This is a genomic window from Actinoplanes sp. NPDC049668 (genome assembly GCF_044465445.1).
Lineage (GTDB): Bacteria > Actinomycetota > Actinomycetes > Mycobacteriales > Micromonosporaceae > Actinoplanes.
In genome coordinates this window covers 437,635-451,846 of the sequence record NZ_JBITLR010000003.1, presented here as the reverse complement: position 1 = coordinate 451,846, position 14,212 = coordinate 437,635, and the positions used below count along the sequence as shown (strand labels likewise).

At 72.5% G+C, this 14,212-nt stretch carries 15 protein-coding genes; 7 read left to right on the top strand and 8 right to left on the bottom strand.

What is annotated here, in order from left to right:
- Positions 1–58 precede the first annotated feature (58 nt).
- Complete coding sequence (locus tag ACIBSW_RS14775; protein ID WP_354717291.1) at positions 59–1,117, top strand: polyprenyl synthetase family protein; 1,059 nt, start codon at positions 59–61, stop codon at positions 1,115–1,117.
- A gap of 1 nt (position 1,118) precedes the next feature.
- Here ACIBSW_RS14775 and ACIBSW_RS14770 read toward each other — a convergent pair whose 3' ends face one another.
- The 3 genes from ACIBSW_RS14770 to ACIBSW_RS14760 are packed head-to-tail and all read right to left on the bottom strand — an operon-like array spanning position 1,119 to position 2,189.
- The gene (locus ACIBSW_RS14770; RefSeq protein ID WP_354717038.1) at positions 1,119–1,481 is read right to left on the bottom strand and encodes a lycopene cyclase domain-containing protein; all 363 of its coding nucleotides are present in this window, start codon (positions 1,479–1,481) and stop codon (positions 1,119–1,121) included.
- On the bottom strand, positions 1,478–1,804 hold the full coding sequence (locus tag ACIBSW_RS14765; protein WP_354717040.1) for a lycopene cyclase domain-containing protein: 327 nt from the start codon (positions 1,802–1,804) through the stop codon (positions 1,478–1,480). Before ACIBSW_RS14765 ends, ACIBSW_RS14770 begins: the two co-directional genes overlap by 4 nt.
- 7 nt (positions 1,805–1,811) lie before the next feature.
- On the bottom strand, positions 1,812–2,189 hold the full coding sequence (locus ACIBSW_RS14760; RefSeq protein ID WP_354717042.1) for an Rv2175c family DNA-binding protein: 378 nt from the start codon (positions 2,187–2,189) through the stop codon (positions 1,812–1,814).
- A 93-nt stretch (positions 2,190–2,282) separates the two neighbouring features.
- On the opposite strand from ACIBSW_RS14760, the gene ACIBSW_RS14755 reads away from it, so the two are divergent.
- From ACIBSW_RS14755 to ACIBSW_RS14740, 4 genes are all read left to right on the top strand, one after another.
- Positions 2,283–3,065: a hypothetical protein gene (locus ACIBSW_RS14755; RefSeq protein WP_354717043.1), complete on the top strand. Its 783-nt coding sequence runs from the start codon at positions 2,283–2,285 to the stop codon at positions 3,063–3,065.
- Between the two features lie 155 nt (positions 3,066–3,220).
- The gene (gene pknB, locus ACIBSW_RS14750) at positions 3,221–5,179 is read left to right on the top strand and encodes a Stk1 family PASTA domain-containing Ser/Thr kinase (protein ID WP_354717045.1); all 1,959 of its coding nucleotides are present in this window, start codon (positions 3,221–3,223) and stop codon (positions 5,177–5,179) included.
- A complete protein-coding gene (locus ACIBSW_RS14745; RefSeq protein ID WP_354717047.1) occupies positions 5,170–6,030 on the top strand; it encodes a deoxyribonuclease IV in 861 nt (286 codons plus the stop codon). Before pknB ends, ACIBSW_RS14745 begins: the two co-directional genes overlap by 10 nt.
- A gap of 22 nt (positions 6,031–6,052) precedes the next feature.
- Positions 6,053–6,997, top strand: a complete 945-nt coding sequence (locus ACIBSW_RS14740) for a helix-turn-helix transcriptional regulator (RefSeq protein WP_354717049.1) — start codon at positions 6,053–6,055, stop codon at positions 6,995–6,997.
- On the opposite strand, the gene ACIBSW_RS14735 is transcribed toward ACIBSW_RS14740, so the two are convergent.
- The 3 genes from ACIBSW_RS14735 to ACIBSW_RS14725 form a co-directional block, all read right to left on the bottom strand.
- On the bottom strand, positions 6,994–8,013 hold the full coding sequence (locus tag ACIBSW_RS14735; RefSeq protein WP_354717051.1) for a GntG family PLP-dependent aldolase: 1,020 nt from the start codon (positions 8,011–8,013) through the stop codon (positions 6,994–6,996). The genes ACIBSW_RS14740 and ACIBSW_RS14735 overlap by 4 nt on opposite strands.
- Positions 8,006–9,412, bottom strand: coding sequence for a class II 3-deoxy-7-phosphoheptulonate synthase (locus ACIBSW_RS14730; RefSeq protein WP_354717053.1), 1,407 nt, complete (start codon positions 9,410–9,412; stop codon positions 8,006–8,008). The genes ACIBSW_RS14735 and ACIBSW_RS14730 overlap by 8 nt, the downstream gene beginning before the upstream one ends.
- 81 nt (positions 9,413–9,493) lie before the next feature.
- Positions 9,494–10,912, bottom strand: coding sequence for a glycosyl hydrolase family 18 protein (locus tag ACIBSW_RS14725; RefSeq protein WP_404799359.1), 1,419 nt, complete (start codon positions 10,910–10,912; stop codon positions 9,494–9,496).
- A 223-nt stretch (positions 10,913–11,135) separates the two neighbouring features.
- On the opposite strand from ACIBSW_RS14725, the gene ACIBSW_RS14720 reads away from it, so the two are divergent.
- Together ACIBSW_RS14720 and ACIBSW_RS14715 are read left to right on the top strand one after the other, a co-directional pair.
- Complete coding sequence (locus ACIBSW_RS14720) at positions 11,136–11,606, top strand: glutathione peroxidase (protein ID WP_354717057.1); 471 nt, start codon at positions 11,136–11,138, stop codon at positions 11,604–11,606.
- Between the two features lie 7 nt (positions 11,607–11,613).
- The gene (locus ACIBSW_RS14715) at positions 11,614–12,291 is read left to right on the top strand and encodes a DUF429 domain-containing protein (RefSeq protein WP_184996569.1); all 678 of its coding nucleotides are present in this window, start codon (positions 11,614–11,616) and stop codon (positions 12,289–12,291) included.
- Here the strand turns inward: ACIBSW_RS14715 and proC are convergent.
- Positions 12,288–13,091, bottom strand: a complete 804-nt coding sequence (proC, locus tag ACIBSW_RS14710) for a pyrroline-5-carboxylate reductase (RefSeq protein ID WP_354717059.1) — start codon at positions 13,089–13,091, stop codon at positions 12,288–12,290. The two genes, ACIBSW_RS14715 and proC, sit on opposite strands and share 4 nt — an antisense overlap.
- Positions 13,092–13,160: 69 nt before the next feature.
- The gene (locus tag ACIBSW_RS14705) at positions 13,161–14,189 is read right to left on the bottom strand and encodes a 6-phosphofructokinase (RefSeq protein WP_184996571.1); all 1,029 of its coding nucleotides are present in this window, start codon (positions 14,187–14,189) and stop codon (positions 13,161–13,163) included.
- Positions 14,190–14,212: the final 23 nt, after the last annotated feature.

Here is a 14,212-nt window from a genome sequence, read left to right as displayed (position 1 = left end):
GACTGTACCGGCTGGCGCCGGCGTACCGACCCGCTAGGTTTGCCCCGTGAGCTCCCCGCTGGAACGCGCCGGCCTGCGGCCGCGCGTCGACAAAGCCCTCGCCGCCTTCCTCGCCGACCGGCGTGTCCGGCTCCTGACGATCGACGCGGTGCTGGCCGACGTCGCCGACGCCCTGGAGGAGTTCGTGCTGCGCGGCGGCAAGCGGCTGCGCCCGGCGTTCGCGTACTGGGGTTACCGCGGCGCCGGCGGCGTCGACTCCGACCAGGTGGTGACGGCGGTCTCGGCGCTGGAGCTGGTGCAGGCGAGCGCCCTGATCCACGACGACCTGATGGACCGCTCCGACACCCGCCGCGGCGAGCCGTCGGTGCACCGCCGCTTCGCGGCGCGGCACGCGGAGGCGGGCTGGGGCGGCGACGCCGCGGGCTTCGGCGACAACGCGGCCGTCCTGCTGGGCGACCTGGCGCTGGTCTGGTCGGACGAGCTGCTGCACTCCTCGGGCGTCGAGCTGGCCGACCTCGCCCGGGCACGGCCGGTCTTCGACGCGATGCGCACGGAGGTGACCGTCGGCCAGTACCTGGACGTGCTGACCCAGGCCACCGGGGACACGTCGCTGGAGCGGGCGGGCAAGGTGGCCCGGTACAAGTCGGCGAAGTACACCGTCGAGCGGCCGCTGCTGCTCGGCGCGGCCCTGGCCGGCGCGCCGGAGCCGGTCTCGGCGGCCTATTCCGGGTACGGGCTGCCGCTGGGCGAGGCGTTCCAGCTGCGCGACGACGTCCTCGGCGTCTTCGGCGACCCGGCGCAGACCGGCAAGCCGGCCGGCGACGACCTGCGCGAGGGAAAGCGGACATATCTGGTCGCGGCGGCGCACGCGGCGCTGGGGCCGGCGGAGCGCGCCGAGCTGGAGTCCCGGCTCGGCGACCCGGAGCTGGACGACGCGGGCGTCGAGCGCCTGCGCGCGATCATCCGCGACAGCGGGGCGCTGGACCGGACCGAGGAGCGGATCTCGTCGCTGACCGGGCAGGCCCTCGCCGCGCTCACCCGCACCGAGGAGCTCGACGCCGAGGCCCGGGCCGTGCTGCTCGAACTCGCGGACGCGGCCACCCGGCGCGCGGTGTGAATCAGGCGCCGGCGCGGTCGCGCAGCCGGCGCAGCAGCCCGCTGCCCTCGCCCGCCGCCGGGGTGCGCTGCACGCCGCGCCGGCCCAGCCACACCCAGACCGAGAGCGTCAGCAACACCATCGCGAAGCCGAACAGCAGGTCCTCGACCGGCGCGTACACCAGCCGCAGGCCGAGGATCGCGTCCGGGTTGTAGATCACGATGCGGCGGCCGGTGAGGATCCCGTTCGACAGCAGCTGGAACGCGATGATGATCGGGTACGTCGCCCAGAACACGACCCGGGTCACCAGCCGGGTACGCAGCACGAACAGGTCGACGGCCAGCGCGCCGAGCACGCCGAGCACCGCGGCGGCCGTGTAGGTCATTCGTCACCCGCCGGACGGCGCAGCACGGCCCGGGTCGCCTCGAAGCCGAGGATCGCGCAGGTCGGCACCGCCAGGAAGAACAGCACCTCGTCGATCGGCAGCCCGCCGGGCAGCAGCACGCCGGTGATCTGCTCCGGGTCGAAGCTCCAGTGCCCGGCCGCGATCGCCGCCAGGTCCCAGAGCACGAAGACGACCACCACCGGCAGCAGCGTGAGCAGCAGCCGCCGCCACCGGCGTAACACGTTGACCTTCAGCACCGGCTCCAGCCACAGGGCCGCCGCCAGGCATCCCGCGAGCACCGCCAGGTACGCAAGATGCCCCATGCGGTCGTCAGAAGCCGAGCGCCTGCGCGCGCCGCTTGACCTCGCGGGCGCGGTCGCCGCCGAGGCCCTTGGCGCCGCAGCCGTCGACCGTCGCGTCCGGCTCATAGAGCCACCGGAGCGCTTCTTCGTCGTTGTACCCGTTATCGCGAAGCAAGGTGATGACGCCGGGGAGGTGCTTGAGCACGGTGCTGTTGGCCACCAGTTCCGCCGGCACCACACGGATGCCGTCGCGCCGGACCGCGAGCAGCGCGCCGTCGCGGATCATCTGGTGCACCTTGCTGATCGACAAGCCGAGCCTGTCCGCCACGTCGGGCAGGTTGATCCACTCGGTCGGGCCGGCGGGCTGCGGCACCGCCGCGTCACCCACGCTTACTGAATCGGTCACCCGACCAGCGTGCCATGCCCGCTCCGCGGCTGACCAAGCGGAGCATGCGGAACCGGGAACGCCCCGGCTGCTCGAGATCGGAGAAGTGTCCCGATGACCCTGTGGCGGAGAGCCCGCAACGAGGTGGCCGGCGCCTGGCGCTCGGTGCGCTACGACCTGGGCCGGCGGGGCCCGGACACGGGGAAGGCGGCCCCGGTACCGGACTCCGGCGCCGGCTACCAGGACGTGACCTCGACCGGGATGAGCACGTTCGGTGGCCTCGGCACCGGCGGGCTGCGTACCTCGTACGGCGATGAGGTCGTGCCGAGGTCGCGCCGACTGGCCGCGGTGGCGGCGTTCGGCGCCCTCGCCGTCGCGGGCGCCGCGGGCAGCTACTACGCCGTCGTCACCGGGATCGACGCGCTGGTCGCCGACCGGCCGGCGGGCGCGGAGCCGTACCCGCTGGCGGCCGGGGAGCCGCCGGGCGCCCGCTCCGACGACCAGTCCCACTCGGGGCTCGGCCGCGGCGTCGTGCCGGGCGCGCCCGACGGGCCGGCGCCGGCGACGGCGGCGCCGGGCACGGTCCGGATCCCGCCGCAGGCCGGTGCCGTGGCGGCGCGGCGGCCGGCGACGCCACCGCGGCCGCGGACGACGGTGGTCGGCGTCACGCCGGCGACCCCGCCGACCGAGTGCTGCCTGATCCCGCCGGTGCCGACGCCGACCGCGCCGGTGCCGACGCCGCAGAGCCCGTCGGCCACCGCGTCGCCGAGCGCGTCGCCGTCCGACAGCGCGTCGCCGTCCGAGGAGCCGACCACGACGGCCACGCCGAGCACGTCCGCCGAGCCGGCCGGCACCGGCGAGCGCCGGAGCCGAGCACGGCGCGCACACAGGCACTGATCCGATTTGTAGTGATAAAACGACTTGTGGGGCCTCGGCCGCGCGCGTCGTTTTCTCCTGAATGCCCTGGTCAACGCCCTGCGTTATACCCGTTAGGTCTCAGCTGTGAGGATCCTCGTCTGCCACGCCCGCACGGACACATACACTTCACGCCGATGGACACGACTGTCGCCGACACATTGATCGGCACGACGATTGACGGGCGCTACCGGATCACCGGCCGGGTCGCCCGTGGTGGCATGGCGACCGTGTACACGGCGGTGGACGACCGGCTCGAGCGGACCGTCGCACTGAAGATCATTCACCCGTCGCAGGCGACGAACGTGCACTTCGTCGATCGCTTCACCGAAGAGGCGAAGACGATCGCCCGGCTCACCCACCCCAACGTCGTCGCCGTGTACGACCAGGGGCGCCACCAGGGCCTGCCCTACCTGGTGATGGAGTACGTGCAGGGCCGCACGCTGCGCGACCTGCTCACCCAGCGCCGCCGGCTCAACCCGGTCGAGGCGCTGGCGATCCTGGAGCAGATGCTCGCCGCCATCGCCGCCGCGCACCGCGCCGGCCTGGTGCACCGCGACGTGAAGCCGGAGAACGTGCTGGTCGCCGAGGCGCCCAGCGGCGGCATCGCCAACCTCGTCGACAGCGTGGTGAAGGTGGCCGACTTCGGCCTGGCCCGCGCCGTCGAGGCGAGCTCGAGCGACGACGCCGGCCAGCTGATGGCGACCGTCGCGTACGTCGCGCCCGAGCTGGTCACCGACGGGCACGCGGACGCCCGCACCGACGTCTACTCGGCCGGCATCGTGCTCTTCGAGATGCTCACCGGCCGGGTGCCGTACGAGGACGGCGAGCCGGTCGAGGTCGCCTGGCAGCACGTCGACAACGACGTCCCGGCGCCGTCCGGCATCGTCAAGGGTCTGCCGACCGTGCTCGACGACCTGGTCACCCGGGCCACCCGCCGCGACGCGGGAGCCCGGCCCACCGACGCGGGCGCGATGCTCGCCGAGGTGCAGGTGGTCCGGGACGACCTCGGCGCGGCGAACGTGGAGACCGCGCTGCTGCGCCAGGTGCCGGCGCGCCCGCCGGCCGGCGACGCCACCACGCTCGTGCCCGCCGTCACCACCGCCCTGCCCGGCGACCGGCCACCCTGGGCCCGCCTGCCCGAGCAGGCGCCCCGCACCCGTGGGCAGCGCCGCGCCGGCGGGCCGCCCGCCGGCGGCGGCACCCTGGTCGGCAACGTGGGCGCCGACCGGCGCCGGATCCTGATCCTCGCCGCGGTCGTCGTGATGGTGCTCACCGTCGTCGGCAGCACCTGGTGGGTGACGCTCGGCCGTTACACCGACGCGCCGCAGCTGGTGAACATGACCCGGGCGCAGGCCGAGGCGGCCGCCGCGAAGGAGGGCTTCGAGCTGCGCATCGGCACCGGCGCGTTCAGCGAGACCGTCGACAAGGACGTCGTGCTGAGCCAGGACCCGCCGCCCGCCGAGAAGATCATCAAGGGCGGCATCGTCACCGTCTCGCTCTCGCTGGGCCCCGAGCGTTACCCGGTGCCCGACGTCGTCGGCCTGGAGACCGCCGCGGCCCGCGGCGACATCGAGGGCACGAAGCTGAAGTTCAAGCAGGGCACCGGCAAGTACAGCGACTCGGTGCCGGAGGGCGTGGTCATCTCCACCGACCCGAAGGCCGGCACGGAGCTCAAGCCCGGCCAGACCGTCACCGTGGTGGTCAGCAAGGGCCGCGCGCCGATCACCGTGCCGGACTTCCAGGGCCGGAACATCAACGAGGCCCGCACGGAGGCGGAGCGGCTCGGGCTCCGCGTGGTCGAGGAATACAAGGACGACGACGCGCCCGCCGACCAGATCATCGGCCAGTCGCCGAAGCCGGGCAGCGGCGCCGAGCAGGACGACGAGATCAAGCTCCAGGTCAGCAAGGGCCCGCCGGGGATCGCCGTCCCGAACCTCGCCAACCAGCTGTGCCCGTTGGCGCAGCAGGCGCTCCAGGGCCAGAACCTGCGGGCCCGCCTGGACGGCAACCCGAACGGCGTGGTCGTCGGCCAGAACCCGCCTCCCGGCACCCCGGTGCCGCCGCAGACCGAAGTGGCGCTGGCGTGCCGGTAAGCCGACCGGTCGGCTCGCACACCAAGACATCGGGTGGTCTGGCCAAGGCGGCTCTGCCGTACGTGGACGCGGCCGGCTCCGAGGCGCTGCAGGTCTACGTCTCGAACTCGCGCGGCTGGGCGCTGCCGCCGGGCGACCCGAAGCAGGACACCCTGTTCCGGGACGGCTGCGGCGAGCGCGGGCTGCCGGCGTACATCCACGCCTCGCTGCTGGTCAATCTCGGCTCGCCGACCGAGCTGACCGTCGAGCGGTCGGTGCAGACGCTGGAGCACGCGCTGCACCGGGGCGCCGCGATCGGCGCGACGGCGGTCGTCTTCCACGCGGGCAGCTCCGTCGACGAGGACCCCGGCGGCAAGGCCCTGCACCGGCTCCGCGAGGCGCTGCTGCCGCTGCTGGACACAGCGGCCGACCGGGGCCTGCCGCGGCTGCTGGTGGAACCCAGCGCGGGCGGCGGGCGCAGCCTGGCGTCGAAGGTGCAGGACCTGGGGCCGTACCTGGCCGCGGTCGAGCGGCACCCGTGGCTGGGCGTCTGCTTCGACACCTGCCACGCCTGGGCGGCCGGGCACGACCTGGCCCGGCCCGGCGGCATGACGGAGACCCTGGACGCCCTGGTGGCGGCGGTCGGCCCGGACCGGCTCCAGCTGGTACACGCCAACGACTCCAAGGACGAGTGCGGCTCGACCCGCGACCGCCACGAGACCATCGGCGCGGGCCGGATCGGCACGGCGCCGTTCGCCGAGCTGCTGGCCCACCCGGCGACCGCGGGCGTTCCGGTGATCGTCGAGACGCCGAGCAAGGAGCACGAGGGCCACGCGGCCGACATCGCCGTCCTCAAGGGTCTCCGGCCGTAGGTACAGGCGCTAGGCTCCTGAGGTGAGCGGCAACGAGCTCGGGTTGTTCCTGCGAGCCCGGCGGGTGGCGATCGACCCCGTCGAGGTCGGGCTGCCCGACGGGGACCGCCGCAAGCCCGGGCTGCGCCGCTCCGAAGTAGCCGCGCTCGCCGGGATCAGCGTGGCGTGCCTGGCCCGGCTCGAGCAGGGCCGCGACCACCGCCCGTCGGCGCCGGTGCTGGGCGCGCTCGGCGACGCGCTGCGGCTCACCCCGGCCGAGCGGGCGGAGCTCTACCGGCTCGGCATGGCCGGTCTCGCCGGCCACGGCAAGGCCGGTCCCGCCCGGGAGATACGGCCGGCCGTACTGGCCCTGCTGCAGACGCTCGAGCCGTCCCTGGCGGTGCTGCTGAACCACCTGGGCGAGGCGCTGGCACACACGGTGAGCTACGCGACGGTGGCCGGCGCCGCCGGGCTGCTGGACGGCACGCCGCCCAGCCTGCTCCGCTTCGTGTTCACCGACGCCCGGGCCCGGACCGTGTACCCCGAGTGGGAGAAGGTCGCGGACGAGCTGGTCGCCGCGCTGAAGCAGGGCCCGTTCCACGCGGACCCGGACGTCGCGGCGCTGGTCGACGAGCTGACCGTCACGGCCGGCGACGCGTTCGCCCGGCGGTACGACACGGTGTCCGGGCCGGCCCGCGCCAACGGCGTCACGCGCTTCCACCACCCCGAGGCCCGCGAGATCCGCCTGGCCTACGAGACGCTCGAGCTGCCCGCGGACGACGGTCAGCGGCTGGTCGTCTACCTGCCCGCGGACCTGGCGGCCTCGGCCGCGCTCGCCCGGCTGACGACCCCGGGACCGCAGGGCGTGCACCGGTACGCGGTGTTCGGCCAGGTCCTGACCGCCGATCCTGGCCGACCCGATCCGAAAAGAAAGGACCGGCAACGGCCGGGCCTGCGCCTGGTCTCCGGCGACCCCAAGAAGGACTAGGAGAGCAGCTCGCCCAGCACCGCCGCCGCCTGCTCCACATCGGAGTCGGTGAGGTCGAGGTGTGTCATCAGGCGCGCGGTGCGCGGCAGCATCGCGGCGATCAGCACGCCGCGCTCCGCCGCCGCCGCGGCGAGCGACGGAGCGTCCAGCGCGGCCGCGCTCAGGTCCAGCAGCACCATGTTGGTCCGGACCCGGTCCGCCTCGACCACGCCGTACGGCTCGAGCGCCTTGGCCAGCCGCCACGCCCGCGCGTGGTCCTCGGCGAGCCGGGACAGGTGGTGATCGAGCGCGTACTGCCCGGCCGCCGCCAGGATGCCGACCTGGCGCATCCCGCCGCCGAGCCGCTTGCGGATCACCCTGGCCTGCGCGACCTTCTCGGCGCTGCCGATCACGAGCGAGCCGACCGGCGCGCCGAGGCCCTTGGAGAGGCACACCGACAGCGTGTCGAAGAGCCGGCCGTACACGTCGAGCGGCACGCCGTCGGCGATGTGCGCGTGCCAGATCCGGGCGCCGTCGCAGTGCAGCGCGGCGCCGGTCCGGTCCGCCACCGCGCGCAGCCCGCGCAGCGCGTCCAGGCCGACCACCGTGCCGCCGCCGACGTTGTGGGTCTGCTCGACGGCGATCGCCCGCGTCGGCACCGACGGGTAGCCCGCCGGCCGGATCATCGCGTCGATCTGATCGACGTCGAGGTCCGCGCCGACCGCGGGCCAGGTACGGGTGGAGATGCCGCCGATCGCCGCGGCCGCGCCGAGCTCGAACGCGACGACGTGCGCGTCGCCGCCGGCGAGCAGCTCGCCGCCCCGCGGCACGACCAGCTGCAGCGCGATCTGGTTGGCCATCGTGCCGGTCGGCGTGAACAGCGCCGCCTCGTGCCCGAACAGCCCGGCGACCTGCCGCTCGAGCGCGATGACCGTCGGGTCGTCGCCGAAGACGTCGTCGCCGACCTCGGCGGCCGCCATCGCCGCGCGCATCCCGGCGGTGGGCCGGGTGACGGTGTCCGAGCGCAGGTCAGCCACGGAGCATCTCCGCGACCAGGAACGCGAGCTCGAGCGACTGCTGGGTGTTGAGCCGCGGGTCGCAGGCGGTCTCGTAGCGGTCCGGCAGATCGAGGTCCTCGATGCCCTGCGCGCCACCCAGGCACTCGGTGACGTCCTCGCCGGTCAGCTCGACGTGGATGCCGCCGGGGTGGGTGCCGAGGCCGCGGTGCACCTCGAAGTAGCCGAGCACCTCGTCGACGACCCGGTCGAAGTGCCGGGTCTTGTAGCCGTTCGACGACTCGTGGGTGTTGCCGTGCATCGGGTCGCACTGCCAGACGACCTTGGCGCCGCTGGCGGTGACCTTCTCCACGATCGGCGGCAGGGTGTCGCGGACCTTGCCGTTGCCCATCCGGCTGATCAGCGTGAGCCGGCCCGGCTCGTTCTCCGGGTTGAGCTTCTCGCACAGCTCGATGGCGGTCTCCGGGCTGGTGCCCGGGCCGAGCTTGACGCCGATCGGGTTGGCGATGCGGCTGATGAAGTCGATGTGCGCGTGGTCGAGCTGCCGGGTGCGCTCGCCGATCCACAGGAAGTGACCCGACAGGCCGTACGCCTTGCCGTCGGAGACCCGGGTGAGCGCGCGGTCGTACTCCAGCGCCAGGGCCTCGTGCGAGCAGTACAGGCTGACCGTGCGCAGCGCCTCGTCCTCGGTCATGCCGCAGGCCCGGATGAAGTCGAGTGCCCGGTCGATCTCGCGGGCGATCGCCTCGTAACGCTCGCCGGCCGGCGAGGCCCGGACGAAGTCCTTGTTCCAGTCGTGCAGGCCGGCCAGGTCGGCCAGGCCGCCCGACAGGTACGCCCGCAGCATGTTCATCGCGGCGGCCGAGTTCGCGTACGCCCGGATCATGCGCTGCGGATCGGCGACCCGGGCGGCCTCGTTGGCCTCCAGTGAGTTGATCAGATCGCCGCGGTACGCCGGCAGCCCGAGCGAGTCCGTCGGCGACGACCGCGGCTTGGTGTACTGCCCGGCGACCCGGGCCACCTTCACCACCGGCATCGACGCGCCGTAGGTCAGCACCACCGCCATCTGCAGCAGCGTGCGCGCGTTGGCGAGCAGGTGGCTCTCGGTGTTGTCCGCGAAGGTCTCGGCGCAGTCGCCGCCCTGCAGCAGGAACGCCCGCCCCTCGCACACCTCGGCGAGGCGGTGCCGCAGCTGGTCGACCTCGTAGGGCGCGACGATCGACGGGACGGTGTCGAGCACCCGGCAGACCGACGCGACCTCGTCGGCGTCCTGCCACGGCGGCATCTGCACCCGCGGCAGGGAACGCCACCGGTCCAGGCCCAGGGCCTCGTCCTCGGCGGAGTCGGTGGACGGACGGGAGGTCTGCAGGGCCGTGGCGCCGACCCCGGGATGACTGAGCTGATGCCACTCTCGGCGCATGACGGAAAGCCTAATCGTCGACAGAAAGAGGGCGCCGGGAGGATCCCGGCGCCCCACTCTCTAGGAACTGGCGATCAATACCTAGCCGAGGCCGTTCTTGATCGCGGTGATGAGCTCGCCGTTGCTGGTGTCACCGGAGAACTCCCAGAAGAACGCGCCGCCGAGGCCCTGGTTCTTCGCGTAGGTCATCTTGCCGGCGATGGTGCCCGGGGTGTCGAAGCTCCACCAGTTGCTGCCGCACTTGGAGTACGAGGTGCCGCCGACGGTGCCGGTCGACGGGCAGCTGTTCTTGAGGACCTTGTAGTCCTCGATGCCCGCCTCGTAGGTGCCCGGCGCCGCGCCGGTCGCCGTGCCGCCCGGCGCGGCCTGGGTGACGCCGGTCCAGCCACGGCCGTAGAAGCCGATGCCGAGGAGCATCTTGCTGGCCGGTACGCCCTTGCTCTTCAGCTTCTGGATCGCCGCGTCGGACCAGAAGCCCTGCTGCGGGATGCCGGCGTACGAGTTCAGCGGCGAGTGCGGCGCGGTCGGGCCCTGCGGTGCGAAGGCGCCGAAGTAGTCGTAGGTCATCGGGAAGACGTAGTTCAGCTTCGCGATGCCCGACGCGTAGTCGGCCGCGTCCAGCTTGCCGCCGTTCGAGCCGTCGGCCGAGATCGCCGAGGTGACCAGGAAGTTCTGGCCGAACTTGGTGCGCAGCGCGCTGATCACGTTGTTGTAGGAGGCCGGGCCGCTGGCGTCGCAGGAGAGGCCGCAGGCGTTCGGGTACTCCCAGTCGATGTCGATGCCGTCGAAGACGTCGGACCAGCGGGAGTCCTTGACCAGGTTGTAGCAGGAGTTCGCGAACGCGGTCGGGTTCGCCGCGGCCTGGGTGAAGCCGGCGGACCAGGTCCAGCCGCCGAACGACCAGATCACCTTGATGTTCGGGTACGCCTTCTTGAGCTTGCGCAGCTGGTTGAACGAGCCGCGCAGCGCGCCGGCATCCCACGTGTCGGCGACGCCGTCGACGCTGTCCGCCGCGGTGTAGGCCTTGTCGTAGTCGGCGTACGAGTCACCGATCGTGCACTGGCCGCCGGTGGTGTTGCCGAAGGCGTACAGGATGTGGGTCAGCTTCGAGGCCGAGCCGCTGGTCACGATGTTCTTGACGTGGTAGTTGCGGCCGTAGACGCCCCACTGTGCGAAGTAGCCGACGACTGCCTTGCCACCCGGCGGCGTGGTCGGCGGCGTGGTGGGCGGAGTCGTGGGGGGCGTGGTCGGGGGCGTGGTGGGCGGAGTGGTCGGGGGCGTGGTCGGGGGCGTGGTGCCGCCGCAGGCGCCGTTGTCGATCCAGACGTCCCACTGGCCGCTGTGCGTGGCCGGGCTCTCGTTCTGGGTCCACCACTTCGCGGTGTAGTTATGGCCGGACTGTGAAGCGGTCATGTCCTTGGTGTAGACCGCCGTGGAGCTCCAGGGGGTGGCACAGGCAGCGGCAGCCGACGCCTGCGCCATGGGCAGCCCGGCGGTCATGACCGCCACGGCAGCCCCGGCGCACAGAGCGCTGCGGAGGGAAATCTTCACTGCAGTCTCCTCAAGAACAGTTAGGAAACCTTCCAAAGGGAAGTTGAAGAGACGGTAGTCATATCTATGAACTTCAGTCAAGAAGGTCAACGCGGAATCGACGCGACGTTAACTTTTCCGAGTTGGAAGCGACGGCGTGCACTCACTTAGCCACTGCGCGTAGTCTGCGGTCATGACCATCTTTGACGTCGACATCGACGCACTCTCGGGCGGATCGGCCGATATGGACCGCTATCGCGGCCAGGTCGTCCTGGTGGTCAATGTGGCCTCCAAGTGCGGACTCACCCCCCAGTACACCGGCCTGGAAGATCTCTACGGCAGGTACGCGGACCGGGGCCTGGTCGTCCTCGGTGTCCCCTGCAACCAGTTCGGCGGCCAGGAGCCGGGCAGCGCGACCGAGATCGAGGACTTCTGCCAGGTGAACTACGGCGTCACCTTCCCGATCACCGAGAAGGTCGAGGTCAACGGGCCCGGACGGCACCGCCTCTACCGGGAGCTGGTCGGCGACGGCCCGGACATCGGCTGGAACTTCGAGAAGTTCCTGGTCGCACCCGACGGCGAGGTCGCCGCCCGCTTCGGGCCACGGACCGAGCCAGGGGACGGCGAGCTGGTCGCCGTCGTCGAGAAGCTGCTCCCCCGCTGAGCTGCCGATGAGCATCCACGTGATCGGCGTCGACGCGTACGCCCTCGGCTGGGTCGGCGTCGAGCTGCGCGACGGTGCCTTCGGCCGGGCGATGCTGGCGTCCACGCTCTACGAGATCGTCGCGGGCAGCTCCGGCGCGGCCGTGATCGGCGTCGACATCCCCCTCGGCATGCTCCCCGACCGCTGGCGCGCGGCCGACACCCTCGCCGCCGACCAGCTCGGCCCGCGGCGCAGCAGCGTCTTCCGGGTGCCGCCGAAGGCCGTGTGGCAGGAGGGCGACTTCGCCGCCGCCAACCGGCTCTGCCGCGAGCTGACCGGCGCCGGGCTGAGCCGCCAGTCCTGGGCGCTGCGGCCGAAGCTGCTCGAGGCCAACGCCATCTGGGAACGGCACCCGGGCCTGCTCTTCGAGGCGCACCCCGAGGTGTCGTTCCGGCAGATGGCGGGCGAGCCGCTCGCGTACGCGAAGAAGACCTGGACCGGGCAGGCCCGGCGCCGGGAGCTGCTGGCCCGGCACGGCATCGTGCTGCCCGACCACCTCGGCCCGGCGGGTCAGGCGCCGCCGGACGACGTGCTGGACGCCGCCGCGGTGGCGTGGAGCGCGCACCGGATGGCGACGGGTGCGGCGCTGAGCCATCCGAGCCCTCCGGAGGAGAACAACGGCACCCGCATCGCCATCTGGTACTAGGCCTGAGCGGCGATCTCCCGCGCGCGGTCCCGCGCCGCCTCCAGCGCGGCCAGCAGGGCCGCGCGCACGCCGTGGTTCTCCAGCTCGCGGATCGCCGAGATCGTCGTGCCCGCCGGCGACGTGACGGCCTCGCGCAGCTTCACCGGGTGCTCACCTGAGTCGCGCAGCATGATCGCGGAGCCGATCGCGGTCTGCACGATCAGCTCGTGCGCCACCTGGCGCGGCAGCCCGAGCAGGATCCCGGCGTCGATCATCGCCTCGACCAGCAGGTAGAAGTAGGCCGGGCCCGAGCCGGACAGCGCCGTGACGGCGTCCTGCTGCGACTCCGGCACCCGGATGGTCGCGCCGAGCGGCTTGAACATCTCCTCCGCGACGGCCAGGTGCTCGCCGGTCGCGTGCGGGCCGGCCGAGATCGCCGTCATCGCCTGGTCCACCAGCGCCGGGGTGTTCGTCATGACCCGCACGACCGGGGTGCCCTCCGGCAGCCGGGCCGCGAAGAAGCCGGTCGGCAGGCCCGCGCAGAGCGAGATGATCAGCTTGTCCGCGGGGATCTTCGGGCCGATCTCGCTCAGCAGCGCGTCCGCGTCCTGCGGCTTCACCGCGATGGCCAGCACGTCCGCCTCGGCGACGGCGGTCGCGTTGTCCACCGCCCGTACGCCGTAGCGCTCCCGCAGCTCCTCGGCGCGGGCCTCGCGGCGGGCGGTGACGAGCAGTTTCGCCGCCGGCCAGCCCGCGCGGAGCAGGCCGGACAGCACCAGCTCACCGATCTTGCCGGCGCCGAGCACCGCGACGACAGTCATGCGTCCTCCCGATCAAGAAAGAAAGGGCGGGCGTTTCGTCACGCCCGCCCTTTCCACCGAATACAGAACTCAGCTGCCGAAGAAGACTTCGGCCTCGTCGTACCGTTCGATCGGCACGGTCTTGAGCTCACCGGTGCCGTCGGCGAGCGGGACCCGGACGATGTCGGTGCCGCGCAGCGCCATCATCTTGCCGAAGTCGCCCTCGTGCACGGCGTCGATCGCCTGCAGGCCGAACCGGGTGGCGAGCACCCGGTCGAACGCGCTCGGCGTGCCGCCGCGCTGGATGTGACCGAGAACGACCGTGCGGGCCTCCTTGCCGGTCTTCTCCTCCAGCTGCTGGGCCAGCCACTGGCCGATGCCGCCGAGGCGGACGTGGCCGAACGCGTCGAGCTCCTGGTTGTGCAGCACCATCTGGCCCTCGAGCGGCTGCGCGCCCTCGGCGACCACGACGATCGGGGCGTACTCGACCTGGAAGCGCTTGGTCACGTACGTGGCGACCTGGTCGACGTCGAAGTTGCGCTCCGGCAGCAGGATGACGTTGGCGCCGCCGGCGAGGCCGGCGTGCAGCGCGATCCAGCCGGCGTGCCGGCCCATGACCTCGACCACCAGGGTGCGGTGGTGCGACTCGGCCGTGGTGTGCAGCCGGTCGATGGCCTCCATCGCGATGTTGACCGCGGTGTCGAAGCCGAAGGTGTAGTCGGTGGCGTTGAGGTCGTTGTCGATCGTCTTCGGCACGCCGACGACGTTCACGCCCAGGTCGTTGAGCTTGGTCGCGACGCCGAGGGTGTCCTCGCCGCCGATCGCGACCAGCGCGTCGACGCCCTGCTCGGCCAGGTTGGCCTTGATCCGCTCGACACCGCCCTCGATCTTGAAGGGGTTGGTACGGGAAGAGCCCAGGATGGTGCCGCCGCGCGGCAGGATTCCCCGGACCTCGGCGATGCCGAGGGGCTTCGTGAGGCCCTCGAGGGGTCCCTTCCACCCGTCGCGGAATCCGACGAACTCGTGTCCGTAAGTGGCTACGCCCTTACGGACCACAGCCCGGATCACCGCGTTCAGACCGGGGCAGTCGCCGCCGCCGGTGAGCACGCCGATACGCATGATTACTCGTCCTCCCTGATCGG